Below are 14,896 nucleotides of genomic sequence, written 5' to 3'. Positions count from 1 at the left end.
AAGATTATTTTTAAGTTATACATAGATATACAGTAAGAATATTCAAAATCTGTACTTGGTTAAGCTTTTTATACAAGAAAATAAAAAAGGCACTGACGATTGCTCATCAGTGCCCTGCTTTGGGAAAGCAGTTCGTATTATGCTGTAGTTGCTGTCTCGCTAGAAACTTCAGTCAGCGACTGATCAACCACACCAAATTTCTTAAAGATTTTTGCACGACGTTTCGGGAAAATATTGGCTTTATTCAAGTCACCTTTATAGTGATCAAAGACGCGCTTATCCATCATTTTTGACCATAGTGGTGGAATCAAAGCTGGTAATAACATACTTGCATAACCACTTGGCAACTCAGGTGCTTCATCAAAATGACGTAAAGCTTGGAATGGACGCGTTGGGTAAGCGTGATGATCCGAATGACGTTGTAACTGATACAAGAATAAATTGGTCACAATATTATTATTGTTCCAGCTATGTTCTGGCATGGTACGCTCATACTTACCATTCTTATCCTTTTGACGTTTTAAACCATAGTGTTCGATATAGTTAATAATCTCAAACAAACTAATGCCATAGAACGCTTGAGTCGCTAAATAAGGAATGACCCCTTTACCAAACAGACCAACCATTGAACCATGAAACGCGGCACTCATGCCCCAACCTTGTAGCAATTCATTGTCCCTTGACCAGAACTCTTTGCCTTTACGTTTTAAACGCGTCGTTTCAATTTCAATTGCTGATTTGAAAGAGCCAATGACCGTACGTGGCCAAAACTCATAGAACGTTTCACCCATTTGTGAAGATGCTGGATCTTCAGGTGTCGCAGCACGTTTATGGTGACCATAAGGATGTTCAACACGGAAATGGTTATACCCTGTTGGTACCAACGCCAAATGCGAAAGAATATGGTCAATACGATCAGATTTATGACTTAGCTCATGTGCAGTATTAATGGCAATCCCATTAATTGCGCCCATTGAAATACCTAGAAAAATCTTATCAATGAAAGAGGTTTCTTTACGGCTTGATAAATAACATGCATAAACATTGGCTGCATATTGTAGTGGAATAAAGCTTTTAACCAATCGAGAATAATATGGGTCTTTTTCTAACAGCTTAATATCTTCATCGGTTGGATTATTGGCATCTTTCCCAATAATCGTATCAATTGTTGGAATCACAATGTGTAAAACAATTGGACCACCTAAAGCAAAGATTTTTTTCAATGGACGTGGTGCAAATTGATAACCTGCCAAAATACCAATTCCGATTACAGGCAAAGCTGGGCTAATGGCCCATAAATAACGTTTACGATCCAACTGAGTTTTTGACTTTGGAATGCTTACTGGCGTAAGTTCTTGCTCAACATTTACTGGCGCATTCATCATCGAATCCATGTCTTTGTATATATAAGTATATTTTGAGGAATTATGAAATTCATGACAGTTGCAAGCGTCCAAAAAAGCTATGTCAAAGTCTTTGGCATCATCCACCCTGTTTTTGTCCTATAAACACATATTGAGTTATTGGCGCAGCTCTCTATAATTTAAATGAATACATCGTTAAAAAATCATATGGATGCTTTAAGTAAAATATTTGCTGATATTCATTTAAATCACACTGAATATATCTACTTGAAAACTCAAGGAGAATGGAGTTTTATCTGCCAAGATCAAACCGCCTTAATTGTTCATATTGTTTTAGTTGGTTCTTTTTTTATTCAAATTGACGCACAAAATAGTTTAACTGCACATGCGGGTGAAATTGTGGTTATTCCATCAGGAAAAGCACATACAGGCGCAGATAATACGATTACTAAACTGGTCGATGCTGTTGATATTTCAAAGCTGTTCGATGGTCATAAAGAAGAAGCCATCGAATTCGGCACACAGTCATCCGAAAAAAATCTCATTCTGACGGTACGCTGCCAAATTGACACTATTATGGCGCGTCCTTTTATTCAGGCCTTACCACCCATTATTCATCTCCAACACGGAGATACCAATGCACCAGAATGGCTACAAATTGGCTTACATTTCCTTGCCTTAGAAACACAAAATATTCAAGCAGGCCGCGATATCATCATCGATCATTTGGTCAACATTTTATTAATCAAATGTATTCGAGATCATATTCAACAAATCTCAAGTCAACATGGTTGGCTCAGCGCTTTAAATCATCCTGAGCTCAGTAACAGTTTGGCAGCCATTCACAACCATCCAGAAGATGCTTGGACGGTTGAATTACTTGCCGAACAATGTTGTATGTCACGTTCAAAGTTTGCTAGTCTATTCCACGAAGTGATTGGTGAATCACCTCTTGCTTATCTACAGCAACATCGTATGCGCTTAGCCAGCCAATATCTGCGTAAAAGTAATTATTCAGTTCAACAAATTGCCAATAAAGTGGGTTACTCATCAGAAACTGCATTTAGTCAGGCTTTTAAACGTACTTTTGAACACTCTCCGAAACAATATCGTCAGCAGTTTGTAGAACAGGAAAATTAAGCATAAAAAAAGACACCGCAGTGTCTTTTTTTTAATCTAGCAATTAGCGAACAATACCGCGAGTTGACTGTTCTAAAGAGTCAATAAACAATTGCGCTTCAGGCGTCTTCACTAGAATTTCATTACGAATCTGTTCAATCGCTTGTTCAGTGGTTAAACCAGATTTATAGATTAATTTATAGGCTTCTCTTAAACCTTGAATGGTATCTCTAGACCAGCCCTTACGACGCATTCCTTCGATATTCATACCAAAGGCACGTGCAGGATTACCAGAGGCCATGATATAGGCAGGAACATCTTTAAGAATTAAAGCAGCTCCACCGATCATGCTGTAAGAGTCAATTCTACAGAATTGATGAATGCCCGCATTACCGCCGACAATTACATGATCACCAACATGCACATGCCCAGCGACACCCACATTATTGGCAAAAATATTATGGTCCCCAATGACACAGTCATGTGCAATATGCGTATTCACCATTAATAAGTTATGGCTACCAATCTTGGTCAAACTATGATCCTGAACTGTACCGCGGTGCAACGTACAGTGCTCACGAATCGAATTATGATCACCAATTTCTAGCCAAGTTTCTTCGCCTTGATATTTCAAATCCTGGCAAATTTCCCCAATACTCGAGAATTGGAAAATATCATTATTTTTACCAATTCTCGTAAAACCACCAATAACAACATGTGAATGTAATTTGGTACCAGAGTCAATACTTACATTTGGACCTACAATACAATATGGACCAATTTGTACATCAGAAGCGATTTCTGCAGACGGGTCAATAATTGCTGTAGGATGTATTAAATTTTGACTACTCATGTCTGCTCTATTTTCTGGTGGGAAATAATAATCTCTGCTGTCGCGGCAACCTTGCCATCAACACTAGCGGTACAATTGTACTTGTAAATGCCACGTTTTTGCATCACAAGTTCAGATTTTAAGATGAGCTGGTCACCCGCAACAACTTGTTTTTTAAATCTGATTTTCTCAGCACCCGCAAACAGGAACAAAGAACCTGCTTTTGGCTTTTGATTTGTAAGTACAAAACCTAATATACCAGAAACTTGTGCGAGAGCTTCAATGATCAGCACACCTGGCATAATTGGATAGGTTGGAAAATGCCCTTGTAAAAACTCTTCATTAATCGAAACGTTTTTATAACCGACAATACTATTTTCAGTGACTTCGGTAACACGATCGACTAATAAAAATGGATATCGATGGGGTAAATATTCACGAATCGTAAGAATATCCATCGGTAATTCAGGCATTGTAAATGCTGGAGAAGTAGACTCAGTCATAATAAATTATTTACGCAACTTAAAGGTTGATTCAAGGGACTCTAATTGAGCTTGCATATGATCAAGTCTTTTAGTGATTTGGGTCAATGGCACATCTGCTAATTGTCTTAAGCGCACAATCGTCTTTTTCCAGTGACTATTTTCAAAAAGTCCCATGCCAGAAGAATATGTTCCAGCTTCAGAAATATTTTTTGTGACCATTGACATTGCTGTAAGTGTCACGTTATCTGTAATTTCAAGGTGTCCAACCACACCTGAAGCACCGCCCATGATACAGTTTTTGCCAATTTTCGCGCTTCCTGCAATTCCGCAATTCGCGGCAATCGCAGTATTCTCTCCAATTTGAACATTGTGAGCAATTTGCACAAGGTTATCAATAATGACACCATCTTCTAAAATTGTGTCATCGAGTGCACCACGATCAATACTACAATTTGAACCAATACGAACATCATTTCCAATACGCACTGAACCAAGTTGAGCGATGCGATGCCACTTCCCTTGATAAGGAGCAAAACCAAAACCTTCAGTGCCGATGACCGTATTGGCATGAATACGAACACGGTCTTTTAATTTTGCAGCACCTGTTATGGTAACATGCGCATCAATAAAGCAATCTTTACCAACTTCGACTTCATCATCAAGAAAAGCGTGAGCTTGAATAATGGTATTATTACCCACGACACAGTTTTCACCGATCACAACATAGTGCCCTATATAGGCATCATCAGCGATAATTGCAGATGGATGAATTCGAGCAGTACTCTCGATACCGCATTGAGTTATCTTTTTTTCAAATAAATGTGTAAGTGTGGCAAATGCCAAATAAGGATTATCAACAACAATAAAATTTTGTTTGTTTACAAGCTGCTGTTTAAGTGCTGCGGTAACAATATATACACCAGCGTGACTTGCTTCAGCTGCCGCCAAATATTTTTCACCATTTACAAAGCAAATATGCTGTTTTTCTGCGTGTTCTAAACTTGCCAAATTAGAAATTTGGAAATTCTTCTCACCAAAATGCTCACCTTTGACAAGGTGAGCAACTTCTTCTAAACGATAAGTACGTCTATTCATTGATTATTTAATAGCATTGACCTTTTGGATCATTTTATCAGTTAAATCATACTGTGCGTCAGAGGCAATCGTAGAATTTTTATTTAAAATAAAGTCTAAATTACTTTCTTTACGCAATTGTTCAGCAGCTTGCTTCACACGTGACTCAAAAGTTGTATTCATCGCCTGTAAGCTTGACTGAACTTTAGTCTGTAAGCCCTGTTGAGTCGAATTAAATTCACTTAACTTTGCCTGATATTGAGCAGTAAGTTTCTGAATATCAGCCTGATTCATTTTTTGACCATCAGTCTGTGCTTTTTGCTGCAAAGATTCTAATTCTTTACCCAATTGCTCCAATCGAGTCGAAGTTGGTTTAACTGACTGGGTGAGGCTCGCATTTTGTTGTTTTAGATAAGTACTGCTTTCAACAACTTTCGCTAAATCAACCACACCAAGTCCTGCAGCATTTACAGACGCAGAAACCGTGAATCCCAAACCTAACATGAGCATTGTTAATGTTTTCATTATGACATCCTTTATATATATTACAGCGCTAAATAAGGTCGACCTTAGAAGGTACGACCGATTTCGAATTGGATTGATTTAGTATCATCGCCTTTTTTATCATTCAGCGGGAATGCATAGCTCAATGATAATGGACCAATCATGGTAATCCATGTGAAACCAACACCGACGCTATAACGCATATTACCAAAATCAAAATTGTAGTTGTCTTTACAATACTGCTTAATATCAATATTGCTATTATTCATTTTCATTGTGCCAGTTGGAACATCACATTTCGTATCGAAAACTTGAGCACCCTCGGCAAACAATACTGGACGTACTTGACGTGTCCAATCCCCTTTAAATGGTAAAGGAATCGCAAGTTCTGTACCGAATTGGACGAGTGCATTACCACCAACCTCTTCTGGGTCAAGGTCAGTTTGATCAGTTTTCTGGAAAATTACACTTGGATATCTTGGGCCTAGAGAGCTATTGTCATAACCACGAACAGAACCGTAACCACCCGCATAGAAGTTCTTATAGAATGGTAGATCATTACCATAGCCTAACTTACCGTAACCACGAAGGACAAAACCACCCCAAAGTGATTTAAACGCTTGCGCATCATATGTTACTTTTTGATAATCAACATCGCTACCTGGCAAGCCAATTTCTAAACCGACACGATGTGACATACCTGAAGTTGGGAAAATTGGTCGGTTTAATGTGTTATATGACCAACCCAAGTTCAAGTTATAGGTTAAGAAAGTACCTTCAAATGCATTATCGTAAGTTGTTAAAGGAACCTTACACTGCAAAGTCGTCTCGTCAATTTGTGAATTACCATTCTCATCTAAAGGACAGTAGCTTGAACTACCAGTCGCTTTACCACCATTCGCTAATAAGTAATCACGGATATAAGTCGAAACGCTCGGACCAGTACGTACTTTGGTTTGATCAACACCTAAAGAGGCACTTAAGCTTTGGTTTTCATCGATTGGATAACCGAAACTTACACTACCACCAATACTATCGGTGACGTAGTTGTTAACGTTATAGTCTTTATTCAGCTTGGTTTTACGGTAATAAACGTTATAACCACGGCTGACACCATCAATGGTGAAATACGGGTCAGTTACGCTTAAGTTATAGTAATCTTGTGTTTCAGAACGTGACAAATCGACCGCAACACGATTACCTGTACCCATAAAGTTGGTTTGACTTAAACCCGCTTGGAAAGTTACACCACCATTCTGAGAGTAACCTACTGCAAGCGTAGTCGTACCAGAATGTTGTTCTTCAACATTGACATTTAAGTCAACTTCGTCTGTAGAGTTTGGAACACGGACAGGTTTAACATCAACAGTTTTAAAGAAACCTGTACGCTCTAAACGCACTTTAGATAAGTCAATTTTCTCATTACTTGCCAACGCACCTTCCATTTGGCGCATTTCACGACGCAATACTTCATCCGCAGTTTTACTGTTACCTGTGAAGTTAATACGACGTACTGTTACTTGTTGACCAGGATTGATGTAGTAATTTAAACCAACAATACCAGTTTGGTTATTAATATCAGGTACAACATTCACTTCAGCATAGTAATAGCCAGCATTACCATATTTACGCAATAACAGCTGCTTAACCGCATTTACTCGTTCTTGTGAATAAGTTTCGCCATCTTTATATAGTTTTAGTGCTTGTAACTCTTCAGGTTTATAAAGTGCATCACCTAAGAACTTCGTTTCACCAAATTTAAACTGACTACCTTCATCTACTGAAACTTCAATGAAGATGTGCTTTTTATCTTCACTAATATTCAATTGCGAATTGATGATATTAAAGTTGATATAACCTTTGTTTAAATAGAGTGCACGTAAAGCTTCTAAACTAGCCGCCATTTTCTCACGTGCATAACGGTCGTTACGCGTAACAATCGATGCCCAACCACTTTCTTTGACTGCAAAAGCCTGCTTGATATCACTATCACTAAAGACTGTATTACCAATAATATTGATATCAAATACTTTAGCCGCCGTACCTTCATTAAAGTTAAGCTTTAATTCAACACGGTTATTTGGACGCGCAACAGTTTCAACCGTTACATCCGCATCATAACGACCTTGCTGGGTATATTGTTGTTCAAGCTCAGTTTCAATGGTCTGCAATGCAGACTTCTTAAACACTTCACCTTCAGCAATACCCATCTTCTTTAAGCCTTGTTCTAAGGCTTCTTTCGGAATAAGTTTATTGCCTTTAAATTCCAATTTAGAAATAACTGGACGTTCAACAACTTTAAAAACTAAAACATCATTTTCTTTATAAGTTTTAATATCGTCAAATAAACCTGAGGCATATAAAGTGCGGATTGACTCAGCAATCATTGGATCACTTACTCTATCGCCACTATTTATTGGTAACATAGAATAGATACTTGCAGGTGTTAAACGCACTAAGCCATCAATTCGTATATCTCGTGCAAGAAACTCATCTGCTGCGTATGCTTGTTGTACCACTGCCATCGCACTAACCAGTGCCAAAGGCATTAATAAATGTGTGTGACGCATGCCCATATATTTTCCAGTAAGTTAAATTCCATTTGCGTTGTTATAAACGCATGAAGTCGTTAAATAAAGCCAAAAGCATCATGCTACCGAGCAGTACCATACCAACTTTTAGACCAAACATCTGTATTTGTTCAGAAACAGGTTTACCACGAATTGCTTCGATAAAGTAATAAACTAAATGACCACCATCCAACATAGGAATCGGCAATAAGTTTAGAATCCCCAAACTTACACTCATCAAAGCCATGAATGAAATAAAGGTTTGCCACCCCATTTCTGCACTTTGACCAGCAACTTTGGCAATTGTGATTGGACCAGATAAATTATCTAAACCAATTAAGCCTCGCACCATTTTAATGATGGAGTTGAAAATCATGCCTGAAAGCTGTGTTGTCTTTTCAAAAGCTACCACAAGCGCCTCAACAGGCGAATATTGAATGGTCTGCTTGTAATCATTTGGAATCGTGATTTTGCCAGCATCACTTTTCACGCCGAGCATCCCAGTCGTATTACCCATATTATCGCGTTGCCCTTGAGGCATCACTTGTAGATGTACCAATTGACCTTGACGTAGCACATCAATATTCAAAAGCTTTTCTGGTGATTTTTGAACCACATCAACCACATCAAACCAATCTTTCATTGCAACATTATCAATTGCAACAATTTGATCTCCAACCTTCATTCCTTGACGGACTGCCGCGCCATCCGCACTCAGTTCTTTGACTGTTGCAGGAATAACAGGGCGATAAGGTAAGAAGCCAAGTACATCTAATGGCGATTGGCTCTGATCTTTCAAAAATTCTTTAATCGGTAAACTAAATTGCTTCTCGGTTCCAGCACGATCAACAATGATTGAAACCTGCCCAGTTTCACCTACACGGTTGACCAAAGCATAATTCAACTTTTCCCATGTCGATGTTGTTTGACCATCAACCATCAACACTTTATCGCCTACATGTAGATCAACTTGTGCTGCTGGCGTATTCGGCATGACTTTACCAATACGGGTATTCAGCTGTTCTTGCGCTGGCAAGAATAAAATCCAAAACAGGAATACTGCAAAAATCAGATTAATTAACGGGCCAGCAGCAACAATCGCAATCCGTTTCCACGGAGATTGACGGTTAAACGCATAAGGTAAATCTTGTTCAGCAACATTCCCTTCACGCTCATCCAGCATTTTGACATAACCACCGAGTGGTAATGCTGAAAGTTGATATTGGATGCCTGATTTTTTAGATTGCCATTTCAACAAAGTTGGGCCAAAACCAATGGAATAGACCAGGACCTTAACACCCAGTTTACGCGCGACCCAATAATGACCAAATTCGTGAATTGCGATCAGAGGACCAAGCAATAAAATCGCTGCAACAATCATAAATAGTGCATTCATACGATTTAGCCTCCTATACCCACAATATACTTTTCTGCAATTCGTCTTGCGATCATATCAGTCTGTAAAATGATGTCTATGTTTTCTGCTTTAGCATTTTGTACAGTTTGCAAAGTATTTTCGACTACTTCAGCAATCTGAGTAAATCTAATTCTTTGTTGCAAAAATGCTGCAACTGCAATTTCATTTGCAGCATTTAAAATCGTTGGTGCTAAACCGCCTGCGCGCATCGCTTGACGTGCTAAATCCAATGCTGGAAATTTAACAAGATCAGGTGATTGGAAATTTAATTGAGCTGTCTCAAATAAATTTAATGCAGGAACGTGTGTTGCCAAACGTTTTGGCCACGCCAATGCATGTGCAATCGGTGTGCACATATCAGGATTACCCATTTGTGCCAAAGTTGATCCATCCACATATTGCACCATGGAGTGAATAATACTTTGTGGATGAACAACAACTGTAACAAAATGTTCTGATATTGAAAACAAATGGCAAGCTTCGATCAATTCTAAGCCTTTATTCATCAAAGTTGCAGAATCTACGGAGATTTTTTGCCCCATAGACCAGTTCGGATGCTTACATGCTTGTTGCGGCGTTACGTCTTTTAATTGCTCTAAGGTGTGATTCAGGAAAGGACCACCAGATGCAGTCAATAAAATTTGCGAGACACCTAATTGTGGCTGCCCCGTTCTTTCTGCATTTAGATAATTATGTGGTAAAGACTGGAAGATTGCATTGTGCTCAGAGTCTACAGGCAATAATAGCGCATTATTCTCTTTTGCCGCCTGCATCATAATGTCGCCAGACATTACCAATGATTCTTTATTCGCGAGTAGAACACGCTTACCAGCTTTTACTGCAGCAAGTGTTGGCAGCAGACCAGCAGCACCGACAATCGCTGCCATCACTATATCAACATCAGCATGTTCAGCGATTGTGATCAAGCCTGTTTCATCAGTTAAAATTTCAATCTGTTTTAGATTTTCTTGATTGAAACGTTGTTGCAACTCCAATGCTTTCTCATTTGGCACAACAACAATTTTCGGATGATATTTTTTACAAATTTCTAAAAGTTCATCTAAACGACTATATGCAGAGACTGCAAATACAGTGTATTGATCTGGGTGTTGTTCCAATACTTTTAAAGTACTTTGGCCAATTGAACCCGTAACACCCAATATACAAACAGCTTGAGTCATTTAAAGATCTACACCAATAAGTTTTAATATATACATACCTGTCGCAAAAATCGGTGCGGCAGCAAGCAAAGAATCGATACGATCCAATACACCACCATGCCCTGGAAGAACACGACCTGAATCCTTAATTCCCGCACGACGCTTAATCATAGATTCAAACAAGTCACCCAATACCGAAGCAAACACGGTAATAATTGAAAGGACCAAAAATAAGATCAGTTGTATAACACTTAAATTTAGATAGAAATACTGCACAACCAACATAATGATAATGGTTGTTGCAATACCACCATACAAACCTTCCACAGATTTGTTCGGGCTCACAAAGGGTGCAAGTTTTTTCTTACCGAATTTACGCCCAACAAAGTAGGCACCACTATCCGCTCCCCATACCAAAAGGAACAAATACATCAGCCACCATGGTGAACTATGCCACACGCCATAAAGGGCGGTCACTGCAGCAGAAATAAGAATAAATCCAACAATATGTAATGATACATTGTACCAACTATCAGATTGTGGGAAATTCTTAACCCAATAGATACTACCCAACCAAGTGAGAATGGATGCAGCCCAAAGTAAAAGTGCTACATCATCAAAAAATAATGCCAGTGTTGATATTAGCGCAACACATCCCCCATATACCCAAGCCTTAGGTTTTGACACAGGCGTTGTAGTTCTAGGCATAAGCTTAAACCACTCATAACCTGCAACCCCCGCGGCTAAAATCATAAGCACAAACATTGGATAATGTGATTGCGTTGCAAACATGCAACTTAAAACAACAGCAACTAACACCAATGCGGTAATAATCCGCTCTAACATTATTAATTCTCTATTTTCGCTTGTTGAATCTGTTCTGAGGTTTTACCAAAGCGTCTTTCACGTCCTGAAAAAACACGAAATGCGCGATCCAACTCTTCTATGGTAAATTCTGGCCACAAGGTATCGGTAAAATACAACTCCGCATACGCAGCTTGCCACAATAAGAAGTTAGATAAACGGTAATCTCCGCCTGTACGAATTAACAAATCCACAGCAGGAAGATCATTTAGACTGACATATTTATCAAATAAATCAACATTTATCTGATCTGCTTGAAGTTTTCCAGCAAGTACTTCTTGCGCAATCACTTTTGCTGCATGTGCCATATCCCACATACCACCATAACTAATGGCAATGGTAAGCGTCATTGAATCAAAAGCTGCGGTTTTCTGCTCTGCATATTGCATTAAATCACGCAACTCATTTGACAACCGAGAACGGTCTCCAATGAAGCGTAGCGCGATATTGAACCTCTCCATACGCGGTAATTGCTCATGAATTGTTTCTTCTAACAACTTCATTAACAAATCAACTTCGTACTGTGGTCGATTCCAGTTTTCGCTTGAAAATGCAAAAACTGTTAATGCACGAACACCTTCTTTTTTGCAATGTTCAACAATAGGATCCAAGACATTTTTGCCTTCACGATGCCCATCACCTTTTTGCATTTGCTTTTTTTTGGCAAAACGATTGTTGCCATCCATAATGATGGCAACATGTTGGGGAAGAAGCGGTTCTTCTTGCAAGGTCATAATAACATTAGACCTTCATCAATTCTGCTTCTTTCGCTGCAAGACGCTTATCAACCTCTGCAACATATTTATCAGTCATTTTCTGAATCTCATCTGACGCACGGCGATCATCATCTTCAGAAATTTCTTTTTCTTTCAACAATGCTTTGATATCACCTAACACATCACGACGAATATTACGAATCGCAACTTTGGCATTTTCAGCTTCGCTACGCGCAACTTTTTGCATGTCACGACGAGTTTCTTCAGTTAACGCAGCCATTGGTACACGGATTGCGTCAGCAGTAATTGGGTTCAATCCCAAACCGGCTTCACGAATCGCTTTATCAATCGCAGCAACCATCGAACGTTCAAATGGTTGTACCAATAGTGTACGCGAATCCTCAAGCCCAACGTTTGCCACTTGATTCAATGGAACATCAGAGCCATAGTAAGAAACCATCACACCATTTAAAATAGATGGGTGCGCACGACCTGTACGAACTTTAGCAAAGCCTAACTCTAACGAGTCAAGCGACTTCTGCATACGCTGTTCGCCATCTTGTTTGAGATCGTTAATCATATGATCTTCCTTACTTATTCATAGGTATTACAAAATATTTAGACATTAGTATAAAGAGCTTTATGGCTCACGTACATTAGTTCGTTACGTGAGTACCCTCTTTTTCGCCCATTACAACAGAAAGCAATGCACCAGATTTGTTCATATCAAAAACTTGCAATGGAACATTATGGTCACGGCATAAACAAATTGCCGTAAGATCCATTACACCCAGCTTCTCATCAAGAACCTGATCAAAAGTTAAATGATCATATTTAACCGCATCATCGTATTTACTTGGATCTTTGTTATAAACACCATCAACCTTAGTTGCTTTCAAGATCAAGTTTGCTTCAATCTCGATACCGCGCAAGCAAGCAGCTGTATCCGTAGTAAAGAATGGATTACCTGTACCAGCAACAAATACGCATACTTCATTTTGGCTTAAATGACGAATCGCATCACGGCTTGAATATGGTTCCACCACCGTACCAATCGACAATGCAGACATAAGACGTGTTTTGATATTGCGGCGCACCAATGCATCGCGCAGTGCCAAACCGTTCATCACAGTTGCCAACATGCCCATCTGGTCACCAGTAACACGACCAACCAAGCCGTCTTTCTGTAGTTGGCTACCACGGTATAAATTACCACCACCAACAACAATACCAACCTGAACACCTAAACCAACCAAGTGAGCGATTGAAAGTGACATTTGATCTAATACTTGGGCATCAATACCCATATCTTTATTACCAGCTAAAGCTTCACCCGAAAGCTTTAGCAAAATTCGTGCATAACGTGGATTTTTAGAAGCTGACATACCTATACTCCAAACCGACTAATCTCAAAACTTTCTTAAATTTAATTCAACATCAAGCAGATTTAATCTGAATTAACTTTGCATACAAATCATATTCATCTGCATCGGTAATCTCGACTTCTAGCAAATCGCCAGCTTTAATCACACTCTTATCAATATCTTCAACAAAAACATTGCCATCAATTTCTGGTGCATCCGCATATGAGCGTGCCACAGCAACTGGGAATTCGTCTTCTAGACCATCCACCAATACAGTCATAGTTTGACCAATACGTTTTTGCAGTTTTGCAGCAGAAATCTCTTGCTGGACTTCCATAAAACGCTCATAGCGATTTTGTTTAATTTCTTCTGGCACATGATCAGGTAGATCATTTGCTGTCGCACCTTCAACTGGTGAATAGGTAAAACAACCAACGCGATCGAGCTGAGCTTCTTTGAGCCATTCCAACAACATTTGGAAATCGTCTTCAGTTTCACCAGGGAAACCAACAACGAAAGTTGAACGAATCACCAATTCAGGGCATTTTTCACGCCACAATTTAAGACGTTCTAAAGTATTTTCACTATGGGCTGGTCGCTTCATCAATTTTAAGATGCGCGGACTGGCATGCTGAAAAGGAATATCTAAATAAGGCAGGATTTTACCTTGTGCCATCAAATCAATGGCAGCATCTACATGCGGATATGGATAAACGTAATGCAAACGAACCCAAATCCCAAGCTGGCCAAGCGCTTCACACATGTCATAGAATTTGGTTTTTACTGGCTGACCATTCCAAAAATCTAGCTTGTACTTGGTATCAACACCATATGCAGACGTATCTTGAGAAATCACAAGGACTTCTTTTACACCGGCGCGTTTAAGTGCAGCTGCTTCATCCAACACTTTCCCTACAGGACGAGACACGAGGTCGCCACGCATGCTTGGGATAATGCAGAATGTACAACGGTGGTTACAACCTTCCGAGATTTTTAAATAAGCATAATGCTTCGGTGTTAAACGAACACCTTGCTCAGGAACTAAATCAATAAATGGATTGTGCTTTGGAGGAGCTGGCACATACTCATGCACTGCTTCCATTACATCTTGATAAGCTGCCGCACCTGTTACTTTAAGCACATTTGGGTGCATTTGGCGAATTTTGTCTTCGTCTTTACCTAAACAACCGGTGACAATCACTCGACCGTTTTCGCTCATGGCTTCGCCAATGGCATCTAAAGACTCTTGCACTGCAGATTCAATAAAACCACAGGTGTTAACAACAACCAAATCTGCACCGTCATAATCTGATGCAACCTGATAACCTTCAGTCTTTAACTGAGTTAAAATTCGTTCAGAATCTACCAATGCCTTAGGACAACCTAAAGATACAAAACCGACTTTGGGGGTCTTCATGAATCTGCGC

General features: G+C 39.3%; 14 protein-coding genes. 1 reads left to right on the top strand and 13 read right to left on the bottom strand.

What is annotated here, in order from left to right; translation table 11 throughout:
* Positions 1–137 precede the first annotated feature (137 nt).
* Positions 138–1,382 carry an alkane 1-monooxygenase gene (locus MN869_RS00565; protein WP_033133065.1) on the bottom strand — a complete coding sequence of 415 codons (1,245 nt, stop codon included), beginning with the start codon at positions 1,380–1,382 and terminating at the stop codon, positions 138–140.
* A 189-nt stretch (positions 1,383–1,571) separates the two neighbouring features.
* Between MN869_RS00565 and MN869_RS00560 the strand changes: the two genes are divergently transcribed.
* Complete coding sequence (locus MN869_RS00560) at positions 1,572–2,504, top strand: AraC family transcriptional regulator (protein WP_033133110.1); 933 nt, start codon at positions 1,572–1,574, stop codon at positions 2,502–2,504.
* Between the two features lie 43 nt (positions 2,505–2,547).
* Here the strand turns inward: MN869_RS00560 and lpxA are convergent, their stop codons facing one another.
* The 12 genes from lpxA to rimO all read right to left on the bottom strand — a co-directional run bounded on the left by lpxA (position 2,548) and on the right by rimO (position 14,886).
* A complete protein-coding gene (gene lpxA / locus MN869_RS00555) occupies positions 2,548–3,336 on the bottom strand; it encodes an acyl-ACP--UDP-N-acetylglucosamine O-acyltransferase (RefSeq protein ID WP_033133064.1) in 789 nt (262 codons plus the stop codon).
* Positions 3,333–3,818 (bottom strand): 3-hydroxyacyl-ACP dehydratase FabZ, encoded by a 486-nt coding sequence (gene fabZ / locus MN869_RS00550; RefSeq protein ID WP_004653316.1) that lies wholly within the window; start codon positions 3,816–3,818, stop codon positions 3,333–3,335. The genes lpxA and fabZ overlap by 4 nt, the downstream gene beginning before the upstream one ends.
* Before the next feature lie 6 nt (positions 3,819–3,824).
* On the bottom strand, positions 3,825–4,895 hold the full coding sequence (lpxD, locus tag MN869_RS00545) for a UDP-3-O-(3-hydroxymyristoyl)glucosamine N-acyltransferase (protein ID WP_033133063.1): 1,071 nt from the start codon (positions 4,893–4,895) through the stop codon (positions 3,825–3,827).
* A gap of 3 nt (positions 4,896–4,898) precedes the next feature.
* The gene (locus MN869_RS00540) at positions 4,899–5,399 is read right to left on the bottom strand and encodes an OmpH family outer membrane protein (protein WP_004807405.1); all 501 of its coding nucleotides are present in this window, start codon (positions 5,397–5,399) and stop codon (positions 4,899–4,901) included.
* A gap of 44 nt (positions 5,400–5,443) precedes the next feature.
* Positions 5,444–7,954 carry an outer membrane protein assembly factor BamA gene (gene bamA / locus MN869_RS00535; RefSeq protein ID WP_216077037.1) on the bottom strand — a complete coding sequence of 837 codons (2,511 nt, stop codon included), beginning with the start codon at positions 7,952–7,954 and terminating at the stop codon, positions 5,444–5,446.
* Positions 7,955–7,988: 34 nt separating this feature from the next.
* Positions 7,989–9,344 carry an RIP metalloprotease RseP gene (gene rseP / locus MN869_RS00530; RefSeq protein WP_033133061.1) on the bottom strand — a complete coding sequence of 452 codons (1,356 nt, stop codon included), beginning with the start codon at positions 9,342–9,344 and terminating at the stop codon, positions 7,989–7,991.
* Between the two features lie 5 nt (positions 9,345–9,349).
* Entirely contained in the window at positions 9,350–10,546 is a 1,197-nt protein-coding gene (gene ispC, locus MN869_RS00525) for a 1-deoxy-D-xylulose-5-phosphate reductoisomerase (protein WP_005315764.1), read from the bottom strand.
* Positions 10,547–11,371 (bottom strand): CDP-archaeol synthase, encoded by an 825-nt coding sequence (locus tag MN869_RS00520; protein ID WP_004807412.1) that lies wholly within the window; start codon positions 11,369–11,371, stop codon positions 10,547–10,549. It lies immediately after the preceding gene.
* A 2-nt stretch (positions 11,372–11,373) separates the two neighbouring features.
* Positions 11,374–12,123: a polyprenyl diphosphate synthase gene (gene uppS, locus MN869_RS00515; protein ID WP_004807414.1), complete on the bottom strand. Its 750-nt coding sequence runs from the start codon at positions 12,121–12,123 to the stop codon at positions 11,374–11,376.
* A 7-nt stretch (positions 12,124–12,130) separates the two neighbouring features.
* Positions 12,131–12,685 carry a ribosome recycling factor gene (frr, locus tag MN869_RS00510; protein ID WP_004807417.1) on the bottom strand — a complete coding sequence of 185 codons (555 nt, stop codon included), beginning with the start codon at positions 12,683–12,685 and terminating at the stop codon, positions 12,131–12,133.
* A 76-nt stretch (positions 12,686–12,761) separates the two neighbouring features.
* Positions 12,762–13,490 (bottom strand): UMP kinase, encoded by a 729-nt coding sequence (gene pyrH, locus MN869_RS00505; protein ID WP_004807419.1) that lies wholly within the window; start codon positions 13,488–13,490, stop codon positions 12,762–12,764.
* A gap of 52 nt (positions 13,491–13,542) precedes the next feature.
* Positions 13,543–14,886, bottom strand: a complete 1,344-nt coding sequence (gene rimO, locus MN869_RS00500) for a 30S ribosomal protein S12 methylthiotransferase RimO (RefSeq protein ID WP_004807421.1) — start codon at positions 14,884–14,886, stop codon at positions 13,543–13,545.
* Positions 14,887–14,896 lie beyond the last annotated feature (10 nt).

This window comes from Acinetobacter sp. NIPH1876, from assembly GCF_022808535.1.
Lineage (GTDB): Bacteria > Pseudomonadota > Gammaproteobacteria > Pseudomonadales > Moraxellaceae > Acinetobacter > Acinetobacter higginsii.
Note: the sequence above shows the minus strand (reverse complement) of the source record. Positions and strands in the feature narration are given on the sequence as shown.

Excerpts from the sequence above, each read along its gene's own strand:
- uppS (WP_004807414.1), bottom strand. The coding sequence starts at position 12,123 with ATGACCTTGCAAGAAGAACCGCTTCTTCCCCAACATGTTGCCATCATT.
- bamA (WP_216077037.1), bottom strand. The coding sequence starts at position 7,954 with ATGGGCATGCGTCACACACATTTATTAATGCCTTTGGCACTGGTTAGT.
- ispC (WP_005315764.1), bottom strand. The coding sequence starts at position 10,546 with ATGACTCAAGCTGTTTGTATATTGGGTGTTACGGGTTCAATTGGCCAA.
- MN869_RS00540 (WP_004807405.1), bottom strand. The coding sequence starts at position 5,399 with ATGAAAACATTAACAATGCTCATGTTAGGTTTGGGATTCACGGTTTCT.
- lpxA (WP_033133064.1), bottom strand. The coding sequence starts at position 3,336 with ATGAGTAGTCAAAATTTAATACATCCTACAGCAATTATTGACCCGTCT.
- fabZ (WP_004653316.1), bottom strand. The coding sequence starts at position 3,818 with ATGACTGAGTCTACTTCTCCAGCATTTACAATGCCTGAATTACCGATG.
- rseP (WP_033133061.1), bottom strand. The coding sequence starts at position 9,344 with ATGAATGCACTATTTATGATTGTTGCAGCGATTTTATTGCTTGGTCCT.
- lpxD (WP_033133063.1), bottom strand. The coding sequence starts at position 4,895 with ATGAATAGACGTACTTATCGTTTAGAAGAAGTTGCTCACCTTGTCAAA.
- MN869_RS00565 (WP_033133065.1), bottom strand. The coding sequence starts at position 1,382 with ATGAATGCGCCAGTAAATGTTGAGCAAGAACTTACGCCAGTAAGCATT.
- MN869_RS00520 (WP_004807412.1), bottom strand. The coding sequence starts at position 11,371 with ATGTTAGAGCGGATTATTACCGCATTGGTGTTAGTTGCTGTTGTTTTA.
- MN869_RS00560 (WP_033133110.1), top strand. The coding sequence starts at position 1,572 with ATGGATGCTTTAAGTAAAATATTTGCTGATATTCATTTAAATCACACT.
- pyrH (WP_004807419.1), bottom strand. The coding sequence starts at position 13,490 with ATGTCAGCTTCTAAAAATCCACGTTATGCACGAATTTTGCTAAAGCTT.
- rimO (WP_004807421.1), bottom strand. The coding sequence starts at position 14,886 with ATGAAGACCCCCAAAGTCGGTTTTGTATCTTTAGGTTGTCCTAAGGCA.
- frr (WP_004807417.1), bottom strand. The coding sequence starts at position 12,685 with ATGATTAACGATCTCAAACAAGATGGCGAACAGCGTATGCAGAAGTCG.